The sequence below is a fragment of the Halorubrum trueperi genome, assembly GCF_042662525.1.
Lineage (GTDB): Archaea > Halobacteriota > Halobacteria > Halobacteriales > Haloferacaceae > Halorubrum > Halorubrum trueperi.
The window spans coordinates 128,944-150,964 of sequence record NZ_JBHSXI010000012.1; the positions used below are offsets into that span (position 1 = coordinate 128,944).

General features: G+C 65.0%; 14 protein-coding genes and 1 tRNA gene. 5 read left to right on the forward strand and 10 right to left on the reverse strand.

The window, feature by feature from the left end; genetic code table 11:
• Nucleotide 1: 1 nt before the first annotated feature.
• The 3 genes from ACFQEY_RS11180 to ACFQEY_RS11190 are packed head-to-tail and all read right to left on the reverse strand — an operon-like array spanning nucleotide 2 to nucleotide 6,308.
• Nucleotides 2-580, reverse strand: a complete 579-nt coding sequence (locus tag ACFQEY_RS11180; protein WP_379768513.1) for a DUF7287 family protein — start codon at nucleotides 578-580, stop codon at nucleotides 2-4.
• The gene (locus tag ACFQEY_RS11185; RefSeq protein ID WP_379768515.1) at nucleotides 570-2,618 is read right to left on the reverse strand and encodes a type II secretion system F family protein; all 2,049 of its coding nucleotides are present in this window, start codon (nucleotides 2,616-2,618) and stop codon (nucleotides 570-572) included. The genes ACFQEY_RS11180 and ACFQEY_RS11185 overlap by 11 nt, the downstream gene beginning before the upstream one ends.
• A gap of 27 nt (nucleotides 2,619-2,645) precedes the next feature.
• Complete coding sequence (locus tag ACFQEY_RS11190; RefSeq protein WP_379768517.1) at nucleotides 2,646-6,308, reverse strand: type II/IV secretion system ATPase subunit; 3,663 nt, start codon at nucleotides 6,306-6,308, stop codon at nucleotides 2,646-2,648.
• Between the two features lie 124 nt (nucleotides 6,309-6,432).
• Here ACFQEY_RS11190 and ACFQEY_RS11195 point away from each other — a divergent pair, with 124 nt between their 5' ends.
• From ACFQEY_RS11195 to ACFQEY_RS11210, 4 genes are all read left to right on the forward strand, one after another.
• Nucleotides 6,433-7,137, forward strand: coding sequence for a DUF1405 domain-containing protein (locus tag ACFQEY_RS11195; RefSeq protein WP_379768519.1), 705 nt, complete (start codon nucleotides 6,433-6,435; stop codon nucleotides 7,135-7,137).
• A gap of 70 nt (nucleotides 7,138-7,207) precedes the next feature.
• A complete protein-coding gene (locus ACFQEY_RS11200) occupies nucleotides 7,208-8,446 on the forward strand; it encodes an Ig-like domain-containing protein (RefSeq protein ID WP_379768521.1) in 1,239 nt (412 codons plus the stop codon).
• A gap of 138 nt (nucleotides 8,447-8,584) precedes the next feature.
• A complete protein-coding gene (locus tag ACFQEY_RS11205) occupies nucleotides 8,585-10,615 on the forward strand; it encodes a translocation/assembly module TamB domain-containing protein (protein ID WP_379768523.1) in 2,031 nt (676 codons plus the stop codon).
• 5 nt (nucleotides 10,616-10,620) lie between these two features.
• The gene (locus tag ACFQEY_RS11210) at nucleotides 10,621-11,028 is read left to right on the forward strand and encodes a type IV pilin domain-containing protein (RefSeq protein WP_379768525.1); all 408 of its coding nucleotides are present in this window, start codon (nucleotides 10,621-10,623) and stop codon (nucleotides 11,026-11,028) included.
• An 869-nt stretch (nucleotides 11,029-11,897) separates the two neighbouring features.
• On the opposite strand, the gene ACFQEY_RS11215 is transcribed toward ACFQEY_RS11210, so the two are convergent.
• The 3 genes from ACFQEY_RS11215 to ACFQEY_RS11225 all read right to left on the reverse strand — a co-directional run bounded on the left by ACFQEY_RS11215 (nucleotide 11,898) and on the right by ACFQEY_RS11225 (nucleotide 13,831).
• Nucleotides 11,898-11,970: transfer RNA gene (locus tag ACFQEY_RS11215), tRNA-Arg, on the reverse strand.
• Between the two features lie 52 nt (nucleotides 11,971-12,022).
• Nucleotides 12,023-12,295, reverse strand: a complete 273-nt coding sequence (locus ACFQEY_RS11220) for a Sec-independent protein translocase subunit TatA/TatB (protein ID WP_379768527.1) — start codon at nucleotides 12,293-12,295, stop codon at nucleotides 12,023-12,025.
• Nucleotides 12,296-12,370: 75 nt separating this feature from the next.
• On the reverse strand, nucleotides 12,371-13,831 hold the full coding sequence (locus ACFQEY_RS11225; RefSeq protein WP_379768529.1) for a hypothetical protein: 1,461 nt from the start codon (nucleotides 13,829-13,831) through the stop codon (nucleotides 12,371-12,373).
• Between the two features lie 280 nt (nucleotides 13,832-14,111).
• On the opposite strand from ACFQEY_RS11225, the gene ACFQEY_RS11230 reads away from it, so the two are divergent.
• Nucleotides 14,112-14,582 carry a redoxin domain-containing protein gene (locus ACFQEY_RS11230; RefSeq protein WP_379768531.1) on the forward strand — a complete coding sequence of 157 codons (471 nt, stop codon included), beginning with the start codon at nucleotides 14,112-14,114 and terminating at the stop codon, nucleotides 14,580-14,582.
• Nucleotides 14,583-14,691: 109 nt separating this feature from the next.
• Here the strand turns inward: ACFQEY_RS11230 and ACFQEY_RS11235 are convergent, their stop codons facing one another.
• The 4 genes from ACFQEY_RS11235 to gyrB all read right to left on the reverse strand — a co-directional run bounded on the left by ACFQEY_RS11235 (nucleotide 14,692) and on the right by gyrB (nucleotide 21,776).
• Nucleotides 14,692-16,704 carry an AMP-binding protein gene (locus tag ACFQEY_RS11235; protein WP_379768533.1) on the reverse strand — a complete coding sequence of 671 codons (2,013 nt, stop codon included), beginning with the start codon at nucleotides 16,702-16,704 and terminating at the stop codon, nucleotides 14,692-14,694.
• Between the two features lie 95 nt (nucleotides 16,705-16,799).
• The gene (locus ACFQEY_RS11240) at nucleotides 16,800-17,186 is read right to left on the reverse strand and encodes a hypothetical protein (RefSeq protein ID WP_379768535.1); all 387 of its coding nucleotides are present in this window, start codon (nucleotides 17,184-17,186) and stop codon (nucleotides 16,800-16,802) included.
• A 124-nt stretch (nucleotides 17,187-17,310) separates the two neighbouring features.
• Nucleotides 17,311-19,830 carry a DNA gyrase subunit A gene (gyrA, locus tag ACFQEY_RS11245; RefSeq protein ID WP_379768537.1) on the reverse strand — a complete coding sequence of 840 codons (2,520 nt, stop codon included), beginning with the start codon at nucleotides 19,828-19,830 and terminating at the stop codon, nucleotides 17,311-17,313.
• The gene (gyrB, locus tag ACFQEY_RS11250; protein WP_379768539.1) at nucleotides 19,827-21,776 is read right to left on the reverse strand and encodes a DNA topoisomerase (ATP-hydrolyzing) subunit B; all 1,950 of its coding nucleotides are present in this window, start codon (nucleotides 21,774-21,776) and stop codon (nucleotides 19,827-19,829) included. The genes gyrA and gyrB overlap by 4 nt, the downstream gene beginning before the upstream one ends.
• Nucleotides 21,777-22,021: the final 245 nt, after the last annotated feature.

Genomic DNA, 22,021 nt, shown 5'->3' on the forward strand with positions numbered 1-22,021 from the left:
ATCACCACACCCGGACCGTGAGTCGGTACTGTTCGCCGTCGAGCGAAACGAGGCGCTGTGACACGGTGACGTCGTCGCCGTCGACGGTATCGGGGGAGGCGCTCGTCCGATTGAGTTTGATGTTCTCGAAGGTTCCGTGTCGCGTCGCGACGGTGACGTTCGCCGGGCTCTCGCTCGGGTTCGATTCATTCAGCGCGTGGATTACGATCAGTACCTCCTCGTCGAGCCCGAACTGCACCGCGGTGTCGTTTTCGATCCCGTCAGGGCAGCCGGCGGCGTCGGCGAGGGTAGCGTTGCCCTCGCCGTCCTCGAAGAACGCCACGGTACAGGCCGGGGACAACACGCCCGGCTCCGCGGGCGACGCGGCGAGGAGATCCCCGGCGACCCCGGCCGCGACGCGGTCGCTCACGATCGGAGACGCCGTCTCGGCGGCGGTGAACGGGTCGAACAGCGTCGGGACGAACGCGACGACGAACGCGAGTGTCAGGAGGAACACGCCCGCGCCGACAGCGAAGTCGATCGGGGTCTGTGCGCGTCGCTCCGCTCGCGGACGCCGGTCGCGACCGCGCTCACCCCACATAGATCCACACCCCCAGCGCGAGCGTCATCAGGATCACGGCGAACTTGACGCCGGAGACGATGTTGGCGTTCCGGATGTAGCCGCTGATGAACCCGGACAGTATCGCCTGCAGCGTGACGGCGTGGAAGAACAGCATCGAGAGGACATCGGGATCGACACCGCCGCCACCGCCGAAGCCGGCCCCGCTAGCCCCACCGGCCGCCGCCCCGCCGCCGTCCGACTGCGAAGAGAGGCCGCCCATCACGTCGATGAACTGGGTCTGGAGGATCGCCATCACGCCGAGCAGCGTGACGTACGTCATGACGATGATCGCCACCTGCATCCGGGTCCGGGAGATCCGCTCGCGCTCGATGTCGTCCTGGTTCTCCGAGGCCTGCGCCGCCGTCGTCAGCACGTCCGTGATCTGCGAGGACGCCTCCTGCGCCTCCGAGATGAGCTTCACGGTCCGAGCCAGCCGCGGAACCGCGTACTTGTTGTTGAACTCGACGAGCGCGTCCCGCAGGCTCATCCCGTAGTTTACCTTCGCGTGAACCACCTCGAACTCCTCCGCGAGCTTCCCGGTCGACGTCTCAGAGACCGTCTGCACCGATTCGAGCAGCGTCTGTCCGGTGTCGTTGGCGGAGGAGAGCTTCCGGAGGCTCTCCGAGAGCTTCCCCGTGATCGCCCGCTTCGAGCGCTGGTCCCACTCGTGGAACACCGCGAGCGGACCCATCACGAGGTACGCGGGGACGTAGATCCACACGAAGGCTGACCACACCGGACGATCGACCCAGCCGTCGAACGTCGTCGGGGCGCTGCCGGCGGCCGCGGCGACGACAACGACGACGATCGCCGTCGGGACCGTTAGCGCAAGGGTGTACAGGGGATTGTCCCGCAAGAACAGGTGCGGCGCGGCGACGATCTGTTTCGTCTTGTAGGTCCCCTCCCGGTTCCGAATCCGGTCGAAGACGCCGAACCGGCCGACGAACGCCTCAACGAGCCCGAAGTGGAACAGTCCTTCCTTGCTGGTCTGTTTGAGCCGTTCGCTGCCGCCGTTCGGCTGAAGGTAGCCGTCTCCCGGCTCGTCCTGTTTAACGGTGGAGACGAGCACGAGGAACCCCGCGCCGGTCAACGGGATGAGGAGGTACACGGTCGCGTACAGGAGCCGGTCGTCGGACTCGCCCATCATCCCCATGATGACGAGGATGATGATGAGGAGCAGGGGGAAAAGCGAGAGCGTCATGTACATCTCGCCGAACAGCTCCAGCGTCTCCAGGGTCATCTCGCGCTCCTGTTTCGACGTGCGGAGGTGCTTTTCCTTCTTGTCTTTCAGGAAGCTCTCCATGTCGCCCCCGGAGTTGACGATGGAGAGCATGTCCGCGAGGAACTGCGAGAGCTCGTCCGACGGCGTTTCCATCGACTGCTGGCGGATCGCGTTCCGGTAGTCGGTGCCGAAGTACTCCGTCTCGTTGACGATGCTCTGGAACTCGCGGGACACCTCGCCGTAGGTGTCCTCGGCGGTCGCCATCGCGCGGAGGATCTCGAGCTGGTTGAGCCCCCCGACCGACAGCGCGTACATGAACGAGACCGAGTCGGCGAGCAGGAGGTTGATCTCGCGCTCCCGGGCGGACGCCCGCGAGTAGGGAACCGCGATGATGCCGCCGAACCCGACCGCGAACCCCACCGACCCGAAGACGAGCCCGCTGACGAGGATCGCGGTCGGCACGACGAGCGACCGCAACAGGTCCTGGATCGCCGGGGTCGGCGCTGGAACCCCGAGCGAGAGGGCGGTGGGATCGACGAGCCCGAGCGAGAAGACGCCGTAGCCGATCAGCGTGCCCAGCGCCCACAGGAGCCCGCCCGCAAGGAGGCCCGCGCCGAGCGACCGCGAGACGTACATTTCGACCTGATCCGGCATGCGCGCCTCCGCGAGCTTCCGCTCGACGTCTCCGACGAAGTCGCCGTCGGGGTCGAACAGCAGTTCGAAGGCCGGGTAGAACAGCTCCGCGAGGACGTCACCGTCTGCGGAGCCCTCGCCGACGCCCGCATCGAGGCTCACCGAACGCACCCCGCTCGGACCATTCGATTACCGCTCCTCCGGGGGATCGACCGTTCCGAACCCCCAGTCGTCGATGTCGTCGCCATCGGTGTCGCTGGCTTCGTCGGCCTCGGTGTCGTCGTCATCGGTGTCGCTGGCTTCGTCGGCCTCGGTGTCGTCGTCATCGCTGTCGGCGGCACCGCTGTCGCTGGCGTCGTCGCCTTCGGCGGCATCGTCTGCGTCGCCGTCGGCGGCACTCGCCTCCGGCTCCGTCGCTCCGAAGTCGGTTGGAGCGGGATCCAAGACGTCGATGCCGTCGTCGAAGGGCTCGTCGAAGTCGATCTCCCCGCCATCTCCGTCTTCTCTCTCCCCGCTACCGTCCCTCTCGTCGCCACCGTCTCTCTCGCCGAGATTCGTCTCGCGGTCCGTCTGCGTTGCGTCCGCGACACCCTCGAAGGCGTCGTGATCGATCGGGCTCGTCGGACGCGTCGATGACGCCGGATCGGCGGTCTCGCCGTCGGGATCTTCCTTCGAATCCGATCCGCTCATCTCGGGAACGACGTCACCGTCGAGCGCGTCGGCTTCGATCCCCACCGCGTCGACCGCAGCCGCGTCGATCGCAGTCGCATCGACCGCCGCCGCCTCCCGAAGCGTCTCCGTGAGAGTCTCGCGGGAGGCGTCTGGCTCCGCCTCGACGTCGCGGGCCGGGGCGACGTCGAGCAGCGCGTCGGCGACGGAATCGGGCATCCGTCCGCGGTACTCGGCGAACAGGTCCTCGGATCCCTCCAGGATCGCGGTCACCTCCTCGCGTCCCGCTTCGTCAGGCTCCGGCCGCGGAACCATCTCCTCCTTGTCGCGGTCGACGTTGATAAGGACCGACTCCATCTCGCGGAGGTCCTCCAGCGAGCGCTCCAGCTCCTCGTTGGCCATCAGCGCGAGCACGGTCTCCGGGTCGTTGATGAACGCCTGGAACGTCGCGGCCACCTGGGCGTAGCTGTTGAGTCCGCGGTCGATGAGGTACGCCAACACGACGCGACGCTTCCGCAGTTCCTCGTCGAGCGTTTGCCGACTCCACCCGCGGTCGAACATGATGTCTTCGAGGGTGTTCGAGTCGCCCATCTGGAGGAACTCGTCCGTCTCCGCCTGCCACTGGAACACGTCCTGGACGTTGATCTCGTCGTTCTCGGCGTCGTAGTGGTTGATCTCGGTCAGCGACTTGTTCCGGCGGACCTTCTTTCCCTGGACCCGCGTCGAGGTCTGAACGGAGACGAGATCGAGGGCGGTGAACATCGTCTTCGAGACGTTGATCGGATCGGTTGTGAACCGCTTGAGCACCTCGCCGACGGAGTCGGCGTGGAACGTCGTGTAGGTGGTGTGACCGGTCGACATGACCTGGAAGGCGGTTCGACCCTCCTCGCCGCGGATCTCGCCCATCACGATGTAGTCCGGGCGCTGGCGGAGCGCGGCCTCAAGCAGGTCGAACTCGTCGATATCGCCCTTGTCGTCGTCGGAGAAGGAGGGGCGCGTGACGGAGGCGATCCAGTTGCGCTGGGGCAGCTCGACCTCGCGGGTGTCCTCGATCGAAACGATCTTCGCGTTCGAGGGGATGAACAGCGAGACCGCGTTCAGGCTCGTCGTCTTCCCGGATGCGGTGCCGCCCGCGAAGATCAGGCTCTTGTGGTTCTCGATGGAGAGCCAGAGGAAGGCCATCTCGTCGAGCGAGAACGTCTTCCAGTTGATCAGGTCGATCGGGGTGAACGGAACGTCGTTGAACTGTCGGATCGTGTAATTGGTCCCGTGGTCGGACACCTCCCGCCCGAGCGTGAGCTGGGCGCGGGAGCCGTCGGGGAGCGTGGCGTCCACCTGTGGGCGACGCTTCGAGATCCCCTTGCCCGAGCGCTGCGCGAGCTTCACGACGAAGTCGTCGAGCTCGTCCGTTCCGTGGTAGACGTTGGTGATGATCTGCTCGTAGTCGGAGTGATAGACGAAGACGGGGGCGTTGTACCCGTCACAGGAGATGTCCTCGACGTTGATGTCGTACTTGATCGGGTCGATCCGCTCGTAGCCGATAAAGTCTCGTTTGAGGTAGTACAGCAGCTTCTCTACCTGATGATCTGACAGCGTCTCGGGGTCCTCGGCCAGCACCGCGGGCTCCGGCCGGGCGAGTATCTCCGTCCGGGTCGGCCCGGATTCGATCGACGGCTCGTACCCGAGCGACTCGGATATCCGGCCCGCGATCCCCTCCGTGATGTCGAATCCGAACCGATCGACGACATCGTCCACGAGGTCGTCGAGGATCCCGCGGTCGTCGGCCGCTCGCTCGTAGAGGCCGTACCGGTCGAGAAGCGTCAGCGTCTCGTCGACGATCACCTCCTTCCGGAACGCCTCGTCGCCGCCTGCGATCGACTCGTCGGCGTACTTGATCGAGGTCCGGAGCTTCCCGGTCAGGAACTCGACGAGATCGATCTCGATTTCGGTCCGATGCGGTTGGACCGCGTAGTACTTCACCTCGTTTTCCTTCGTCGACCGGAACACCATCACGAACGCGTACGGCTTGTTCACCCAGTACCGCTCGATCTCGCGGAAGTGAGCCTTCTTCGGCATCGGCACCGCCTTCTCCAGATCGTATCGGTTCGCGAGGGTGGTGTGGCCGTCGTCCGTCGAGAAGAACGCATCCTCGTCGACGTCCGGGTTCACGTTCACCGTGCGCTCGTCGACCAGGTCCGCGAGCCCGGCGGCGGCTCCTCCGCCCGCCCCGAGCAGCTCTTCGGTCCGATCGGGGTCGAACCCCAGCGCCTCGGTCTTGTCCTCATGGGTGAATTCGAGAGGCTCGCCCTCCTCATCGGTCGGCGGATCCCCGTCCTCGTCGAGGAAGTACTCGTCCGCGTAGTCTTCCCACGTGTAGTACCCCTTCAGTACTGGTACCTCGTGAAGGTCGTATCGGGCGGCACACCGGTCCCGGAGCACGTCCCCGACCGCCGCACCAGCCGTGAGGCGCGCGCCCATTTCGTTCGGGTCGAAGCCGAGGAACTCGCCCGGATCGACGTCGACGCGCGCCCACTCCTCTGCGGACGGCGCGCGCCGGGGGATCAGCTCGACCGCGTCACCGTCGACGACGACCGCCCCGGCGACGCCTCCCGATCTATCGACGTCGACGATCGAAGCGGCTTCGGGTTCTGAGGCCCCGAAGTCATCCGCGTCGCTCGCGGCGTCGGCGTCTTTCTCCTCTCTCTCGTCGCCGTCCGCATCGTCCGCTTCGCTCTCCTCGTCCGCTTCTCCCTCCTCGTCCGCTTCTCCCTCCTCCTCCGCCTTGACCGGCCCGGGTCGCACCGCTGTCGACGTGCCGTCCGAGACGACGGCCGCACCGCTGAGGACGACGTCGCCGGTGCCGATCACGGCCGTTCCGGCCTCCGGCGTTCCGTGACCGGAAACCGCGGTGTCGCCGTCGCTCGTAAACGGTTCGTCGACGTCGGCGGCGCGGATCACCCGGTCGATTCCCTCCCCGAAGTGAGCGCGGACCGCGTTCGCCGGGACGACGGGCTCGTCGTCGATGTCCGCAAATAGCGCCGTCGCGGCGTCCTCGCGGCCGCGGTCCGCCAGGAACGACCGCCAGGAGTACCGCCCCACGGCGACGGGCGGATCGGACGCCGACGCCGGACCCGCCGCGTCGTCGAGAGACGGGGGCGAGCACTCGGCGTCCTCGGTTGCCATGACTGCGGCAACGATTCGACCGTTGAAAAAGGTGTCTCGCAAAACACCGCAACTGATAATCGCCGCCCGACGTGCCCGCGCTCGACTGACGGTTTTTAAGGCCGTCGCGCGCCGATCGTATCGCGTGTCACGGTCCGATCGGTCTCGATTGCTTCGATCGTTCCGTCGGCTGCACCGTCTCCGTCGCGCGGCGGTCCGCCGACGCGTTCGCGCGGCGTTCGCCGAGGAACTGCTCGGCACGCCGCGGAGCCTCGCGGTCGTCCTCGCGTTCACCGCGTTCATGTTCGCCGTCGGCGTCGGTTACTATGCGCCGACCGCCGCCGACGTCCCGCCGTGGCTGTGGCCGCTGTACGCCGACTCGGCGGTCGCCGTCGCCCTAGGCGGACTCGTCCTCCTGACGCTCGTTCCGACGGTTCGGGACGCCGGGAGCGCGGTCGACGACGCGCCGACCTCGCGCCCCCTCGCGTACCTGCACACCCTCGCGTTCGTCTGGCTGGTCCAGTTCGGACTCTGGCCGCTCGTCTCGCTGAACCTCGCGTTCGGCGAGTACGTCGCCGCACCCGACGCGTGGATCTACTACTGGGGCGTGCTCGGCACGCACCTCTGTTTCGTCGGACTCGCGCTCCTGTTCCCGGCATTCGGTCGGACGACTCGCGGCGCGCTGACGCTCGCGCTCGCGCTCGGCGTCGTCAACGTGGTGATCGATTACGGGATCGGCTACCACCCGCCGCTGTTGTACGAGCCTGGCGCGCTGCTCGCGAGCGCGACGCTGACACTCGCCGTCGTCGCCGTCGCGCTGGCGAGTCACTCGTTCCGGCGGCTCGGGTGATCGGATCCGCTGTGGGTGACCGGATTCGCTGAAGGTGTTCGAATTCGCTGCGGGAGTGAGCGGACGTGGTATGCGGCGTGAACCTCGCGAGCGCGCCGACGCCTATTTCCGGTCCCGTCGCGACCCATCGGCAGGGATGAAACCTCGCCTCGACGATCGGGCGGTCGCCGTGCCGCTGGCGGCGGTCCTCGCGATCGGGTTCCTGCTCGTCGCCGCGGCGACCTACCAGGTTTCGGTCGTCCCCGCGGAGACGGCCGCGTCCGAGTACGAACACAGCGTCGACGTCCGCGAGTCGTTCGTCGAGGCGGCCGACGCCGTGGATCGCTCGGCGACCGACGGGACGGTGGCACCGACGAGCGTCCCGATCGGACCGCGATATCCCTTCCGGGCGTACTTCGTCGGCCCCGCGCCCGCCGACGGGCGGCTCGAAACGGTCGGGCCGGGAACGATCGAGATCCAGAACGCGAGCTACCGGTGGTCGGAGAACCCCGATTTCGACGGACCTGTCGGGCTGGAGCGGGAGTACGAGACCGCCGGACTCCGGTATGAGCCCGACTACGCGGAGTACGCGATCGGCGCGGAGACGCGGCTCGAACACGGCGTCCCGATGCGACGGTCGCCGTCCGGTTCCGGTATCGCACTCGCCGATCAGTCGCTGATCGACGGCTCGTCGATCTCGCTGATCGCCCTCGACGGCTCGATCTCGCGGTCGGGCGGTGGTTCCGCGGGCTCGACCACGCTGTCGAACAGGCCGGTGAGCGTCGACAAGGGGACGAGCGTCACCGTCGAGAGCGACGGCTCTGACCCCCTTACGCTCGTTCTCCCGACTCGACTCGATGAGTCGGCGTGGAATCGATCGTTCCGGGGGGAACTGACCGAAAACGGGGGGAACGTCGCGAACGTCGCGGTCGTGTCCGGTGGCGCGGGTGGCGCGGACCGCCTCCGCGTCGAACTCGCGCCGGGAACCTACGACCTCTCGCTCGCGAGGGTCGCCGTCGGCGACGGCGCGGCCGAGCCCGAACCGGAGTACCTCTATCCGGTCACGCAGAACCAGTCGGTCCGGGCCGGGTCGACGGTCCCGGTCTCGGTGGAGGTGCGAGACGGGTACGACAACCGGGTCACCGGGGTCGACGTGACCTTCTCCGTCGAGGGCGAAAATCGGACGGTCACGACCGACGAGAGCGGCGCGGCGACCTACGAGTACACCCCGTCCGATTCGGGGTCAGAGACTAGGTTGCTGACCGCTCGGGCACCGACCGCCGCGGGGGTCGAAGCGCCGGTTGAGATCACCTTCACGGTCGTCTCGTAACCCGGCCGCGGCTCCGCGGTCACGGCCGCCGGCTCCGCGGTCGGACGGCTCGGTTGGCGCGCCGATCCACCCACAACGTTATTCCGTCCCGGAGGTGTACCCCCGCCAGTGCAGTCGCTAAGGGCCGACGATCGGGCCGTGTCCGTTCAGATCGGAGCCGTGCTCCTGCTCGGCGTGCTCGTCATCCTGCTCGCGGCCAATCAGGCCGCGGTCGTTCCGGCGCAGAACGCGGACGTCGAGGCGGCCCACAGCGAACGCGTCCAGTCCGACCTGCTGGACGCTCGAAACGCGATCGTACGCGCGGCGTCGAGCGGGAACACCCGACCGGTGTCGGTCGAGTTAGGAACCGAGTACCCCGACCGCTTCGCCGCGGTCGACCCCCCGCCGGCCGGCGGCGCGCTCGGTCCGAGCGACGCGAGCGGGAACGTCTCGCTCGTCGGCGCGGAACCGATCGACGGGAACGCCGCGAGCTACTGGACCGAGAACGGGCCGATGACCTACGACACCGCCGGGGTCCGCTACGAGCCGAGCTATCGGGAGTACGGGTCAGCACCGGCGACGGTGTACGAGAACACGGTCCTCTACAACGACTTCGGCGGCGGAACGACGATCCCGCTCAGCGACCAGTCGATCGTCGACGGACGGACGATCTCGCTGATCGCCCTGCAGGACCCGCCCGAGCGGAGCGGGTCACGGAGCGTCGGCGTCGACGTTCACGCGATCAGTCCCTCTTCCACGGAAGTGCGGTCGGTCGCCGTGCGTTCGGAGACCGACGGCGAGCCACCCGAGATAACCTTCCCGACCGGGCTCGGAACCGAGGCGTGGAACGATCTCCTCGAAGACGAGATCGACGACGGCCACGTCGAGAGCGTCTCCGTCGATGAGACGAGCGACGAGGCGACGATCACGCTGGCGACGAACGTCACGTACAACGTCCGGACCGCGGCCGTCACCGCGGGTGACGACCCCGATTCCCCCGACCCGGCGTACGTCACGCTGATCGACGGTGCCAACCGGTCGGTGCCGGAGAACACGACGAACGCGCTGACCGCCGAGGTCCGCGACCGCTACAACAATCCCGTGAGCGGCGAGCGGGTGAGCGCGAACTTCAGCGAATCGTTCCACGGCGTCTCGCCCTCGAACGCACAGTCGACCGAGCTGGGTCGAGCGTCGTTCCAGTTCGAATCGACCGATGCAGACGCGGACGACGGGACCGCAAGTGTCAGCCTTGACGGCGCGGAATCTGCGTCGAATTCGGGTGCGAGCACGTCGCTTTCGTCGTTCGTCCCTGCCGATGTTGCCGCCGTCCTGCCCGATGACGTGACTCGCGCGTCTGGGTCGAGCGGGCGCGTTCGGATCCCCTACGCGGCGAGCGGAACCGGAGATTTCTCCGTGACGCTCGGCTCGCCCGGAGCGTCTTCGTCGGAGACGGACCTGAATGTCTACAGCCTCGAGGACCGACTCGGTGATCTCGACGGTCCGGTCCGTATCGACCCCGACGGCAACATCACCGAGGTCACACACGAGGACGTCAACGGGGTCGACTATTCCAACGAGACCCTCTACGTTCCGCCGAATTCCACGTTCGGTCCCGAGGACGGCGAGGAAGACATCGATTACACGTTCGACGACTACGACCTCGACGGCGACGTGACGACCGCTGGAGGAATCTCGTTGACTGCGACGGACGGGACGGTCAGCGTCGGCGGAACGGGCTCCGTCATCAGCGGCCGGCAGCTCGACATCACCGCCAACGGACCGAACGGGAGCATCCAACTCGACGGCGCGACGGTGACGACGACCGCCGAGGGCGGGAGCCCCGGACAGGGCCAGGGCGTCATCGGAATCGACTTAGAGACCACGGGCGACATCTCCGCGACCGATGCCACGATGGAGACGGCCGGAAACGTCGAGTTCGACGCCGGCGGCTCGATCGATCTCACCGACGCGAGCATCCTCGTGACCGCGAACAATGACATCGCGCTCACCGCCGACGACGACGTCATCCTGGTCCGAGCGACGCTCGACATCGACGGGAACGGTAACGCATTTGCCGAGGCGGTGACGGGCGTCGTCGACGTTACCGACGCACGGTTCCTCGACGGGGCTGACCCCCTAGAGGTCACCGGAAACGAAACCGGAACGCCGGTGGAGGGCGGGACGGCGTGAGGACGATGAACCGCGCCCAGTCCGAAGTCGTGAGCAACGTCCTCCTCGCGGGGCTGGTCGTTCTCGGCGTCACTGCCGTCGGCGTCGCCGTCGTCGGGAGCATCGACACCGGTGGTTCTCCCCTCGCGGAGCTCGACGAGACTGGACCGCCGGAGACGATCGAAATCGCCCACCTCGGCGGGGAACCGCTGACGAACGACTCAGCTCGGATTCTGATCCGGAACGAATCGTCGTCGGTCGCCGTGGCCGTCTCTGACGGTGCCGTCAACGGCGCTCCCGGCGCGGACCGGGTCGCTCCCGGAGACGTCTGGGAGTACGACGTCGACGAGGCGGAGCTGTCCGGATCACGTCTCGAAGTCGTGGTCGTGGTAGACGACGAGGCAATCTTCAGAGCCGAAAAGCCGATCGGCTGAGCGATGCGGAGGAGCGGGCACGGCGGGATCCTCGCGAGCGAACGGAGTGAGCGAGTGTGGATAAGCCGTGCTCGCTCGCTCCACTCGCTGTGCGCGACCGATAGGGATCGAATGGCTCTGTTGAACTCCTCAGCGGGTGGTATCAGTTGCCCCGATCACAGTCACTACGGGAACGGCGACGACCGATTCCGGGAGTGGGTATTGCACGCGGTTGATGTGGTCATTTATAAGTGATCAAGTGGTGTTGCTGGCGGCTGTTTATAAATCGTTGCTGACGCGGTGAACTGCTGTGTTTCTGGCGGTAAGTGTTTATACGTGATCGTTGCTGTCGGCGACGCGGTGACCACTTCCAAAGCCCCAGCCGGCGGCAGAGCCGCCGGCGACTGCCCCTTGGAGTCCCACCCAACCACACCGCAACCGCACCTCACGCCTCCCCAGCCTCGCCGCGTCGCACCTTTAAAAGGCGCTCGCGGCGTCCAGCGAGAATCGAAGATTCTCTGGCAGCCGGCGGCTCCGCCGCCGGCGACCTCGCGGGCTCCTCGCGCCCGTATCGGGCGCTCGGAGGCGCGCCACAGCACCGCATTATTCATTTATAAGCAATCGTTGCTGTCGTGCTCGCCCCTTTAAATACCACGTCACCGGCGGCGGTCTGCAATACCCACTCTCGCAATCGATTAAGAGGAGTGTTCAGCGTCTCACTGTTTCGGACGAGATTGTGTCTGAAAAGCAGATTTTAACAGAGCCATTCGAATCCATGCGCCACTACTGCTCACGTTGTTCGCAATAGCGGGCACGGCGGGATCCTCGCGAGCGAACGAAGTGAGCGAGCGGGGAGCCAGTCGCGCCCGTGACTGAGCGGAGCGAAGAAACGGGCGCGACGGGATTCGAACCCGCGATCGAGAGGTTAGGAACCTCTCGCCCTGTCCGCTAGGCCACGCGCCCAAAACGGTGGAGAAAACGTCCGGCGGGGATCGGTCGGGATCGCCGAACCGGGTTACGAACTCGTCTCTTTTTCGGCGTCGAGGTCTTCGAGCTCCTCGTCCTCGTCGTCGAGCGTCGAATCGGTGTCCTCGCCCTCGCCTTGCATCTGTTTCAGTTCGTCCTCGACCTCCTCGCGGCCCTTCTTGAATTCGCCCATCGCCTGGCCTGTCGACCGCGCGAGCTTGGGTATCTTGTTCGCCCCGAACAGCAGGACCAACACGAGCAGGATGATGAGGAGCTCCGGACCCGCCGGAATGCCGCCGATCAGTGGAATCGCACTTACCATCTCTATACTGGCGTAGCTCTCTGGCGACTATAGTCTTTTTGGACGATTAGTACGGAAGAGATTCAGACCGCGACGCTACGAAAACTCCGTCTCGAGAAGATGGGTTGCAGAGTCAACATTGAATATTCCAGATCCGAAGAACACGGAGAGTGGCAATTCGCGGTCTTTCATCGCGTAATCTTCTCGCCACCGCTCGGCGAGTTCCTTCAAATCAGATGCCCTTATCAACCGGACGTCCTTCTCGACTTGCATCTCCAACTGTTCAGCGTTCGCAGCCGCTTGTTCGGTGAAGTCTGGCGCGATCAACACGAACCATTCGACGTCGTGTTGTTTATCCTTTGTATCGATGTAGCTCTTGATTTTACTGCGCGTGTCGCTACCGAGGCGAAATTTCTGTCGTCGTCGCTTGTTGTCCCAAAGGAGCCAACGGCCGTCCTGTTCGATCTCGCCGTCTGCAACCATTCCGCTCGCCTTCTGTCCGAGCTGCTTCGTACCATCCAGTCCGAACGTTTCTCGGAATATCTCTGCGGTCGCATCCTCAAATAACACGTCGAGCTTCTCTTCCGGATGGTCGGCGTCAACGAGATCTTGGAGTTGCGGCGGAACCTGGGTGACCGATCCGTCCGCGATGTCCTCGTACGCATCAAGATAGAGATCGACCGCCGGCTCACCGTCGTCGACGGACTTCTGTGATTGCTCGAAATAGTCGATGATTGCGGACACCATCTCATCCGTCTTCCGTTTATGTGCATCCAAGCTGTACCGGTCGACAATCTCTTTGAGATCGTCTTTCTCCACTACGCGCTTGAATAGTTCACTCGGGTAAACACCTGCCTCCACGATTATCTCGCGGCGGTTCTGGTTTCGCCCGTAGGTTTTCCCTTCGACGGCGAATTCTTCAAGGGCCGACATGAGAACCGACTGCCGGTCGAACGGTTCGAGGGTTTCGAGCATCCGAAGGAAGTTCTCATCAGACATCTCGTAGTATAACCACCCCCGTACGATCTCGATGTAGTCCTCCGGGATACCGACAAGCTCGTCGTGATCCGAATCAGTCACCTCGTATACGAGCGCCTGCTCTTGAAGCGACCACAGCCCTTTCTCAATGGTATCTCGTGCGTGTTCTGGACTGTCTGACCGTGAGACCTTCGGAAAACGATCGATAGCGGAGAGCCGCTTGAAGAAGTCGAGCCATGTGTAGTACTCATGTTTGCTCTCTGCTGCGCGGTTGTGAAGCTCGAAGTAACTATATACCATGTGAAGCTCAGAGTCGTCGATCTCGTTTTGGTACTCCACGGCGGCCTGAGCGAGGTGATGGAGTTCGTCGATATCTGAAAAGTCATCGTCTTCGTAGCCTCGAATAAAATCGGTCTGCCAATCTTGGACGGCATCAAGTAACTCCTCTTTTTCCGTGCTGTAGTCGGGCTGCTGGATCAACTGTCGGAGAATTCCGTATCTGATGACCAGCGCCTGATACGGTGAATTATTTATCGAACTGAGGCGTGGCGGCGTAAAGTCCCGTAGCTCAGTTTTCAACCGCCCTTCGTCGGCGAGTGCTGGGACGTACGTTTCGAGATACTTCTCTCGATCGCTGAATCCGTCGTGTTTGAACGCTTCAGGATCGAAATTGTCCGTCTTCGCCTTGGTATTGTCCTTGATGAAGCGTTTCCGTTCGTGGCTCTTCCAATCCTTGTCAGCGAGATCACATAATCGCATGTGTAAACACACCATTATATTCAATAATACTTCAATCCGCGTGTGTTTTAGGAGATAGCCACGCCGAAACCGTGATACGCACCGCCCCCGATCGACCGGTATGGCAGACGTCGGCGACGATGCTCCGACCTTCGAAGCTTCGCTCGTGAATGGCGACATCGAGCCGTTCGACTTGGCCGACCGGCTCGGAGACGATCCGGTGATACTCGCGTTCTTCCCGGCCGCCTTCTCGAACACCTGCACCGACGAGATGGAGGCGTTCCGCGACGAGTTCGACCGCGACGACTGCACGCTTCTCGGCGTGAGCACGGACCTCCCGCACGCGCTCGAAGCGTACCGGGTCCAGTACGACCTCCCGTTCTCGCTCGTCGGCGACCCGGATCACCGGGCGATCGAGGCGTACGACGTGATCGAAGATTTCGCACACTACGGCGTAAACACGGTTGCGCGGCGGGCCGTCTTCGTGATCGACGCCGACGGCGTCGTGACGTACCGCTGGCTCGCGGACGATTCCGGACAGGAGCCCGATTACGTCGCGGTCGCCGAGGCGGTCGCCGAAGCCGCCGCCTGAGAGACCGGGAGTGCGGCCGGCGCGTCCCGCTCCTCAGCGGCTTATTCCGGTATCCCGCCCCAGCGTTCCATCCCAACGTCCCGCTCTAGCACCTCGCCCCGGCGTGCCGTCAATCGGGACTCCGGAGGCCCTCCAGCGCCTCTGGATTCTCCATCGACGAGAGGTCACCCGGGTCCTCGCCTCTGTATACCGATGCGATCGCGCGTCGGATGATCTTCCCGGACTGCGTCTTCGGGAATGCGTCGACGAACAGCAACTCGCGGGGACGGAACGGCTTGCCGTGTTCCTCGCCGACGAGCGTCCGCAGCTCCTCGCGGAGGTCGTCGGTCGGCTCGACGTCCGGTTCGAGCACGACGTACGCGACGACGGCGGTCCCGGTGGTGTCGTCGGAGACGCCGACCGCGGCGGCCTGATTGACCGCGTCGTGGTCGATGAGCACGCCCTCGATTTCGGCCGGTCCCACCTTCCGGCCGGCGACGTTGAGCGCGTCGTCCGCGCGACCGTGGAGGAACCAGAACCCGTCGTCGTCCTTCTGCGCGAAGTCGCCGTGGTCCCACAGCCCCGGCCACGTCGACCAGTACTCCTCTAGGTAGCGCTCGTCGCCCGACCAGAGCGACTTCGTCATTGACGGACAGGAGTCGCGGGCGACGAGGTGTCCGCGCTCACCCGACTCCCTGACCGACTCCCCGGTCTCGTCGACGATGTCGATGTCCATGCCCAGTCCCGGGCCGCCGAGCGTGCACGGTTTGAGGGGTTGGTTCGGCATCGGCATCAGGAAGCAGCCGCAGATCTCCGTACCGCCGGAGATATTGATGATCGGGCACTCGCCGCCGCCGACCGCGTCGTAAAACCACCGCCACGATTCGGGGTCCCACGGCTCGCCGGTCGATCCGAGTATTCGGAGACTCGATAGGTCGTGGCCGTCGATCCACCGATCGCCGTGTTTTCGGAGGGCGCGTATCGCGGTCGGCGAGATACCGAACTGCGTGATGCCGTGGCGGTCGATCATGTCCCAGAAGCGGTCCGGCTCCGGGTGGTCGGGCGCGCCCTCGTACATGACCACGGTCCCGCCGAACGCGTGGTTCCCGATAAGCGTCCACGGTCCCATCATCCAGCCGATGTCCGAAACCCAAAAGAACCGGTCGGCGGGCTTCTGGTCGAACCCGAAGTGGATCTCCTTAGCGCACTGTGTCAGGACTCCGGCGTGCGTGTGGACGATTCCTTTCGGCTCGCCGGTCGTCCCCGAGGAGTACAGAAGCATTGATTCCTGCTCGCTCGGGAGCCGCTTCGTCTCGTAGTCGGTCGGTTGCGAGGCGATAGCCTCGGACCACGTGACGTCACGGTCGACGTCCCACGGGATCGGGTTCTCTGACTCGCCGGTCGGAGTCGCACCCAGCCGGTCGTAGACGACCGCGTGCTCGACGTGGCCAGCCTCGTCGATCGCGGCGTCGGCGGTCGCTTTCAGCCGCACCTCGCTGCCGCGACGGTAGAACCCGTCGCCGGTGAAAAGCACCGACGGCTCCGCGTCCTCGATCCGCGTGGCTGTCGCCTCCGTCCCGAACCCGGAGAAGATGGGCACCGCGATCGCGCCGACCTTCAGACAGCCGTAGAGGATCGAGACGACCGCCGGTACCATCGGCATGTACAGCCCGACCGTGTCTCCCGTCTCGATCCCGACCGACTCCAGGTAGTTGGCGACGCGGTCGCTCTCCCGGGCCAGCTCGTGGAACGTGACTTCGCGGACGTCGCCGGGCTCGCCCTCCCATATCAGCGCGACCCGGTTGCGGTTCGGCGAGTCGACCGCGGCGTGTCGGTCGACGACGTTGTCCGCGACGTTGATCTCCCCGCCGGGGTACCAGTCGGAGAACTGCGGCCCGTCGGTGTCATCTCGGACCGCGTCGTAGTCGGTATAAAAATCGATATCGAGGTAGTCGACGATCTCGTCCCAGAACCAGTCGACGCCGGACTCGGGCTCACCCTCAATCTCCGAAGTGGTCCGGGCGATCAGTTCCTCGTAGCCGTCGATCCCGTACTCGCGCATGAACGCGGCGACGTTCGTCGACGCCGCGAACGCCTCGCTCGGCTCGTGTACGATCTCGCCTCTCCCCTCGTACTCGTCCATCTCGTCCGGCCGTTTTCGCGGTGACCGTAAGTAATTTTCCTGATGTTCCACGAACCGCGGCCGCGTCTTCCACCGGCGAGCCCTCCGGCGACGGCTTACCGCGGATCGACGCACTCGCCGGCGACCGAGACGTTCCCGGCATCGACGGTGACCGTCCCGTCGAACAGGCCACAGACGGCGGCGTCCCACGCGAGTCGCCCCTCCCAGTCGTCGCCCGTCACGACGACCTCGTGACGGCCCGTCGCCCCGACGGTCGCCTCTACCGACCGGGCAACACCGGGTTCGATCTGATCGGTCTCCTCCGCGTAGGTCGTCCCGTCGTCGCCGCGGACGACCACGTCCGCGTCGATCGGTTCGTCGCCGTCGTTGCGGACCGTCAGATCGATCCTTCCGGGGTCGCCATCGTCGAGGCCGAGACAGCCCGCGACCGTGCCCACGCTCGCGGTAGCGCTCGCCGCGGCGAGGACACCGCGTCGTTTCATACCACCGAGTCGCCGCCACGGAACATGAATCCCGCGCACGCGACTACTACCGAACGCGGCGCGGGCCGGAAAAAAAAACGGCCGAACTCACGGGATGCGTCGGCTCCGGGCCTCCGGTCGGCGTCTACTCGGCGTCGGAGTCGGTCGTTTCCCCGTCCTCGTCCGCGGCCGCGGCCGCTTCCTCGTCGTCGACGTACGCCGACTCGGGGACGATGTCCACGGAGGCGACCTCGTCGTCCGGTTCCAGGTCCATCACGATGACGCCCATCGTGTTGCGTCCGACCGTCGAGATCTCCTCGACGCGAGTCCGCATGATCTGGCCGTCGGCGCTCATCGCGAGCAGGTGGTCGCCGTGCGTGACCGCCTCGATGGCGACGGCCTCGCCGTTGCGGTCGCCGGTCTTGATGTCGATCAGCCCCTTCCCGTTACGCGACTGGAGCCGGTACTCGTCGAGATCGGAGCGCTTCCCGTAGCCGTTTTCGGTCACGGTGAGCACCCAGTTGTGTCGGTCCTCGTCGACGCCGGCGACGCCGGCGACCGCGTCGCCCTCGCGAAGGTCGATCCCGATCACGCCGCGAGCGGTCCGACCCATCGCGCGAGCTTCGGCCTCGTCGAACCGGATCGCCATCCCGTTTCGGCTCCCGATAACGATGTCCGTCTCGCCGTCGGTCACCTCGACGTCGACGAGCTCGTCGCCGTCCTCCAGCCGGATCGCGCGGATCCCGGTCGAGCGGATGTTGCCGAACTGGTCGACGGCGGTACGCTTGATGTACCCGTCGCGAGTCACCATCGTGAGGAACTCGTCGTCGGCTAAATTCTCCGTGTTGACGACCGCCTCGATCTCCTCGCCGTCGTCGAGATCGAGGAGGTTGACCGCCGACTTTCCGCGAGCGGTCCGAGACATCTCCGGGATCTGGTACGTCTTCAGCTCGTAGATCTGCCCCCGGTTCGTGAACACTAGCAGGTAGTCGTGTGAGTTGGCGGCGAACACGGAGGAGACGCGGTCGCCCTCCTTGAGCCCGGTACCGATGATCCCCTTCCCGCCGCGATTCTGCGCCCGGAACCCGTCGAGCGACATCCGCTTGATGTAGTCGTCCTCGGTCATCACGACGACGCACTGCTCTTCGGGGATCAGGTCCTCGTGAGTCACGTCGCCGACGTCTTCGATAAAACTCGTCCGACGCTCGTCGCCGTACTCGTCTTTCATCTCCTCCAACTCGTCGACGATCACGGCGTCGAGTTCGTCGGAATCCCCGAGGATCGTCTCCAGCCGCTCGATCCGGGCCGTCACGTCCTCGTACTCCGATTCTATCTCCTGCGTCTCCAGCGAGGTGAGCGAGCCGAGCTGCATCCGGACGATGTGTTCGGCCTGCGCCTCGCTGAACTCGTATTCGGCCTCCAGCGCCGCCTTCGCGGCGTCGCGGTCCACGGAGTTCTGGATCGTGTCGACGACGCTGTCGACCTGTTCGAGCGCCTTCAGTCGGCCCTCGAGGATGTGCGCTCGGTCCTCGCGCTCGTCGAGCTCGTGTTCGGAGCGCCGACGCACCACCTCGCGTCGGTGTTCGACGTAGTGTTCGAGCGTCTCCTTGAGGTCCAACACCTGGGGCGCGCCGTCGACCAACGCGAGGTTAATGACGCCGAAGGTCCGTTCGAGGTGGCTCTCCAACAGCTGATTTTTGACGACTTCGGCCATCGCATCGCGCTTGAGCTCGACGACGACGCGAATCCCGTCGCGGTCGGACTCGTCGCGGAGGTCGCGAATCCCCTCGATCGCGCCCTCGTTGACGTCCTCCGCGATCCGCTCGACGAGCCGAGATTTATTCTGCTGGAAGGGGAGCTCCGAGATGACGATCCGGCCCTCCTCCTCGTCGACCTCGAACTCGGCGCGAACGCGGACCCGCCCGCGACCCGTCTTGTACGCCTTATGCACCGCGTTCCGGCCGACGATGTTCGCGCCGGTCGGGAAATCGGGACCCTTCACGTGATCCATCAGGTCCTCGACGCTCGCCTCGGGGTTCTCGATCAGCTCGACCGTCGCGTCGATGACCTCGCCGAGGTTGTGCGGCGGGACGTTCGTCGACATCCCCACCGCGATCCCCGACGAGCCGTTGACGAGCAGGTGCGGCACCGCCGAGGGCAACACCGCCGGCTCTTCCAAGCGGTCGTCGTAGTTCGACTGGAAGTCGACCGTGTCGCGCTCGATGTCGGCCAACAGCTCCTCGGCAATCGGGGCCATCCGCGCCTCCGTGTACCGCATCGCGGCCGGCGGATCGCCGTCGACGGAACCGAAGTTCCCCTGTCCGTCGACGAGGGGGTACCGCATCGAGAAGTCCTGGGCCATCCGCGCGAGCGTGTCGTAGATAGCGCTGTCGCCGTGCGGGTGGTAATCACCCATCGTCTCTCCGACGATGGAGGAGGACTTCCGGTGTGCGGAGTTGCTGGTGACGCCAGCCTCGTGCATCGCGTAGAGGATCCGCCGGTGAACGGGTTTGAGCCCGTCGCGCACGTCGGGGAGCGCACGCCCCGCGATCACCGACATCGCGTAGTCGATGTACGACTGTTCCATCTCGTCTTCGATGCGGGCGTTCGTCACCTGCGCGGCGCGGACGTCGTCGGGATCGACGTCGGGGACGTCGGAGCTCATATGTCCACCCACTCCGCCTCGGTCGCGTGCTCCTTGATGAACTGCTTTCGGGGCTCGACCGCGTCACCCATCAGCACGTTGAACATGCGATCCGCGGCCGCCGCATCGTCGATCGTGATCTGCTTGAGGATGCGGTTTTCCGGGTCCATCGTCGTGTCCCAGAGCTGGTCGGGATTCATCTCTCCGAGGCCCTTGAACCGCTGGACCTGATCCGGGTTGCCGTCGCACTTCTCTTCGACGACCCGGTCGCGCTCCGCCTCCGTCATCGTGTCGTACGTCTCGCCTTTATACCGGACGCGGTACAGCGGCGGCTGAGCCGCGTACACGTAGCCCGCTTCGAGCAGGGGCTTCATGTGGCGGTAGAGAAGCGTGAGCAGGAGCGTCCTGATGTGGGCCCCGTCGACATCGGCGTCCGTCATGAGAATTATTTTATTATATCTTACATCTTCGATGTCGAACTCCTCGCCGATCCCCGCTCCGATCGCGGTGATCAGCGCGCGGATCTCGTCGTTTTCCAAGATGCGGTCGAGCCGGTGTTTTTCGACGTTGAGAATCTTCCCTTTGAGCGGGAGGATCGCCTGATTCTTGCGGTTTCGCCCCTGTTTGGCTGAGCCGCCGGCGCTGTCGCCTTCCACCACGAACAGCTCCGCCTCCGTGGGGTCGCGCGTCTGGCAGTCGGCGAGCTTGCCGGGCAGCGCCGTCGATTCCAGCGCGGACTTCCGGCGAGTGAGCTCTTCGGCCTTCTTCGCCGCTTTGCGCGCTCTCGCCGCCTCGGCGGCCTTGTGAACGACCTTGCGGGCGGTGTCGGGGTTCTCCTCGAAGAAGGTCCCGAGCTTCTCGTGCGTCGCGGATTCGACGATGCCGCGAACCTCGCTGTTGCCGAGCTTCGTCTTCGTCTGGCCCTCGAACTGCGGGTCGGGGTGTTTCACCGAGATGACCGCCGTGAGTCCCTCGCGCACGTCCTCCCCCTTCAGGTTCGCGTCGAGGTCGTCGACGAGTCCGTGCTCGTTGGCGTAGTCGTTGACGGTCCGGGTCAGGGCGGTTTTAAACCCGGTGAGGTGGGTGCCGCCCTCGCGGGTGTTGATGTTGTTCGCGAACGCGTGGACGGAGCCCTGCAGTTCCTCGGTTGCCTGCATCGCGACCTCGACGTGGATGTCCTCGTCCTCGTCGGCGAAGTAGATGACGTCGTCGTGGATGGGCGTGCGCGTCTCGTTGAGGTACGCGACGAACTCCCGGATCCCGCCGTCGTAGAGGAAGGTCTGCTCGTCGCCCGCGTCCGCGGCGTCAGCGGCGTCATCTCCCTCGCCACGCTCGTCGGCGAGCGTGATCGCGACGCCGGAGTTGAGAAACGCCAGTTCGCGCAGGCGATTCGCGAGCGTCGAGAACGCGAAATCGGTCGTCTCGAAGATCTCGGTGTCGGGCCAGAATCGGATGTACGTGCCCGTCTCCTCGTCGTCGTCCATGTCGCGGACGCGCTCGAACCCGTCTTCGACGGGCTCGCCGCGGGCGAACTCGTGGCGGTAGACGCCGCCGTCGCGTTTGACCTCGACTTCGAGCCGCTCGGAGAGGGCGTTGACGACGCTGACGCCGACACCGTGGAGTCCACCGGAGACCTGGTAGGACTTGGAGTCGAACTTGCCGCCCGCGTGGAGGACGGTCATGATCACTTCGAGCGCCGGGCGGTCGTACTTCTCGTGAACGTCGACCGGAATCCCGCGCCCGTCGTCGCTGACGCTAACGGAGTTGTCGGCGTGGATGGTGACGGTAATATCGTCGCAGTGCCCCGCGAGGGCTTCGTCGATGGAGTTATCGACGACTTCGTAGACGAGATGGTGTAATCCTCGATCGTCCGTGGACCCGATATACATCGCCGGACGTTTACGGACGGCCTGTAGGCCTTCGAGGACCTGAATCTGGCCGGCTCCGTACTCATTCTGCTCTGGCATAGAACTTGAAGGAGATAGTCAATGGCGGGTTATAAAGCCGGCGCACGCGCGCGGGCGTGTGAGCGAGTACAGTCTAATCGACAGCCTATCGTCGTTGGTCTGTCTAATCGACAGCCTATCGTCGTTGGTCTGTCTAATCGACAGCCTATCGTCGATGGTCTTTCAGTCTGACCGTCAGCCTATCGTCGATGATCTGACCGGTAGCCTATCGTCAATTTCGGGGCATGGCGACCGAGTATCGTCGA

What these genes read in the sequence shown, in the direction of transcription:
- ACFQEY_RS11200 (WP_379768521.1), top strand. Translation starts at nt 7,208, where the DNA reads ATGCGGCGTGAACCTCGCGAGCGCGCCGACGCCTATTTCCGGTCCCGT.
- ACFQEY_RS11220 (WP_379768527.1), bottom strand. Translation starts at nt 12,295, where the DNA reads ATGGTAAGTGCGATTCCACTGATCGGCGGCATTCCGGCGGGTCCGGAG.
- ACFQEY_RS11230 (WP_379768531.1), top strand. Translation starts at nt 14,112, where the DNA reads ATGGCAGACGTCGGCGACGATGCTCCGACCTTCGAAGCTTCGCTCGTG.
- gyrB (WP_379768539.1), bottom strand. Translation starts at nt 21,776, where the DNA reads ATGCCAGAGCAGAATGAGTACGGAGCCGGCCAGATTCAGGTCCTCGAA.
- ACFQEY_RS11190 (WP_379768517.1), bottom strand. Translation starts at nt 6,308, where the DNA reads ATGGCAACCGAGGACGCCGAGTGCTCGCCCCCGTCTCTCGACGACGCG.
- ACFQEY_RS11180 (WP_379768513.1), bottom strand. Translation starts at nt 580, where the DNA reads ATGTGGGGTGAGCGCGGTCGCGACCGGCGTCCGCGAGCGGAGCGACGC.
- ACFQEY_RS11240 (WP_379768535.1), bottom strand. Translation starts at nt 17,186, where the DNA reads ATGAAACGACGCGGTGTCCTCGCCGCGGCGAGCGCTACCGCGAGCGTG.
- ACFQEY_RS11235 (WP_379768533.1), bottom strand. Translation starts at nt 16,704, where the DNA reads ATGGACGAGTACGAGGGGAGAGGCGAGATCGTACACGAGCCGAGCGAG.
- ACFQEY_RS11210 (WP_379768525.1), top strand. Translation starts at nt 10,621, where the DNA reads ATGAACCGCGCCCAGTCCGAAGTCGTGAGCAACGTCCTCCTCGCGGGG.
- gyrA (WP_379768537.1), bottom strand. Translation starts at nt 19,830, where the DNA reads ATGAGCTCCGACGTCCCCGACGTCGATCCCGACGACGTCCGCGCCGCG.